At 38.8% G+C, this 2,263-nt stretch carries 3 protein-coding genes; all 3 read right to left on the reverse strand.

What is annotated here, in order from left to right; genetic code table 11:
- Positions 1-38: 38 nt before the first annotated feature.
- Positions 39-692 carry a response regulator gene (locus AC1DUW_RS26485; RefSeq protein ID WP_053345819.1) on the reverse strand — a complete coding sequence of 218 codons (654 nt, stop codon included), beginning with the start codon at positions 690-692 and terminating at the stop codon, positions 39-41.
- Between the two features lie 96 nt (positions 693-788).
- Entirely contained in the window at positions 789-1,439 is a 651-nt protein-coding gene (locus tag AC1DUW_RS26490) for a sensor histidine kinase (RefSeq protein ID WP_053345818.1), read from the reverse strand.
- 204 nt (positions 1,440-1,643) lie between these two features.
- Positions 1,644-2,263 (reverse strand): PAS domain-containing protein (locus AC1DUW_RS26495; protein WP_477643889.1); only part of this gene is annotated, 620 nt, incomplete at its 5' end.

The raw sequence follows: 2,263 nt of genomic DNA on the forward strand, positions 1-2,263 counted from the left end.
GTTTAAATGGTTGATCTTTTCTCGATTTATTGCATACGTTAAATTCCATACCCTAATAGCCCCTTTTTTAAAGCAAATGAAACAAGTTCAGGTCTTGTTTTCATCTGAAGCTTCTCCATCAGGTTTCCTTTATGGGTTTCAACCGTTTTCACACTTATAACAAGCTGTCCGGCAATTTCTTTATTGGAAAATCCTTTCGCAATCAATGTCAGGACCTCTTTTTCACGGTCCGAAAGCAGATTGAAAGTATCAGAGGTCCCCTGCTTCACACTGCCTATGTATACTTCCATTAACCTTTTAGTTGCAGATGGATGAAGGTAAGCATTTCCGGTCGATACAGAGCGAATAGCTACCAATAATTCTTCATGTGGTGCAGTTTTTAAAATACAGCCTGAAGCACCCGCTTGAATAGCTCTGAACAAATATTCTTCATCATCATGCATAGTAAGTATTAATATGGCTACTTCAGGCATTAGTTTTTTCAGTTCTGAAGTTGCTGATAAGCCATCTTTCCCATGAGGCATGCTTAAATCCATGACTACCACATTTGGCTGGAGCTCTAGTGCTTGCTGTATTCCTTCGTTCCCCTCGGAAGCTTCCCCTATCACTTCCATATCAGCATGATTATTTAATAACATCTTTAAGCCCATTCTTACAACGGCGTGATCATCGCAAAGCAAAATTTTTATCAAAGCTGTTCCCCCTTAGCTTTGTTCGTATATGTATTGTTATAAATGAATATGAAACAACAACGGGGATTGCTCAATTAGCAAAGCCCCTGTTTCATTTTAATATAATGGAAGAGAAATCTCTATAGATGTCCCTTTATCTATTTTTGAAAATATGGTACATTTTCCGCCAATCAAATGCATTCTTTCACTCATGGCTGCAAGCCCGCTCGACTTATTCATAGCCGTTTCCACCTCAAACCCTTTTCCTGAATCTTTAATCATAATCAATAACCTGCTTTTTTTCCATTTGAATATTATACTTGCCTTCATCGTATCAGCATACCTTGCTATATTCACTAATGCTTCCTGGCAGACTCTGAAAAGTGTAATGCTATCTCTATCAGAGATTTGCGATTCAACACCCAGATTCTCTACCTCAACTTCAATGCCATATGTTGAAGTGTATAATTTTATATAGCTTTTCATAGCAGAAATTAGCCCCAGAGTTGTAAGGGTAGGAGGATGCAATTCTACAGCCAAGAGCCTGATTTCTTGAATTGTCTTTTCCAATAGCTGGTTCATATCACCTGCATAGCTTTTCATGGCAGGCTGTTCGATTGCCTTTTCAATGAGCTGCATACCTGTAAAGAGACTGTAGAGGGACTGTCCCACGCCTTCATGAAGCTCCATTGCAATTCGTTTAATCTCTTCTTCATGAGTTTGAATAATATAAGAACTGATGTTTTTTTTGAGTGGCTGAGTATTCATTCTCACCCTCCTTAATCGTTTGTCGCAAATTATCGGGCAGGACGACTAATACGAGACGTCCTCTCAAAAGTTACGCTTTCGGTCGAGCGATGTAAAAGCTGACAAAGAGTTTCTGTCCTTAGGGAAAGTTTGCACTAGTACTTCTTTTACGTCGAAAACTCCGCTTCAAGACTGGGATTCAATGATCTACTGCACATTGATTTTTTATGCTTTTTTCACTTTATGACTTGAAATGTCACTAAACATCCCGGCATATTGAACAACATCCCCAGCATCATTCTTTATTGCACTAATTGTCAGCCATTGTAGATATTGTTGTCCATCCTTACGGCTATTCAAGATTTCACCTTGCCAGAAACCATTTTTTTCAATGGATTTCCATAAATCCTTATAAAAAGTTTGGGGCTGTTTACCTGACTTAAGTATACTAGGATTCTTTCCAATTACTTCATTTTCCTGATAACCCGTAATCCTTGTAAACGCAGGGTTTACTGAAATGATTTTACCACTGGTATCGGTGATCAAAATGCCTTCTATTGTATGGTCAATCACTTCTTTGGCAAGCTCCATTTTACCTTGGAAATACATCCAGACGACTAAAATCAAACTTGCAAGAGCAACTTCTGACAATGCCATGAACCCGATTGCATAATGGCCTGTGATATTGAATAACAAGGATAGAATTAACGGCGGGAAAAATCCTCCCAAACCGCCCATTGCGGACACTATACCATTCACAATACCAGCCTGTTTTTGGAAATACATGGGCACTAGCTTAAAAATAACACCATTTCCCATTCCAGCACATAGAGCAATACTTAAAC

Source organism: Peribacillus sp. P4_C12, from assembly GCF_056402095.1.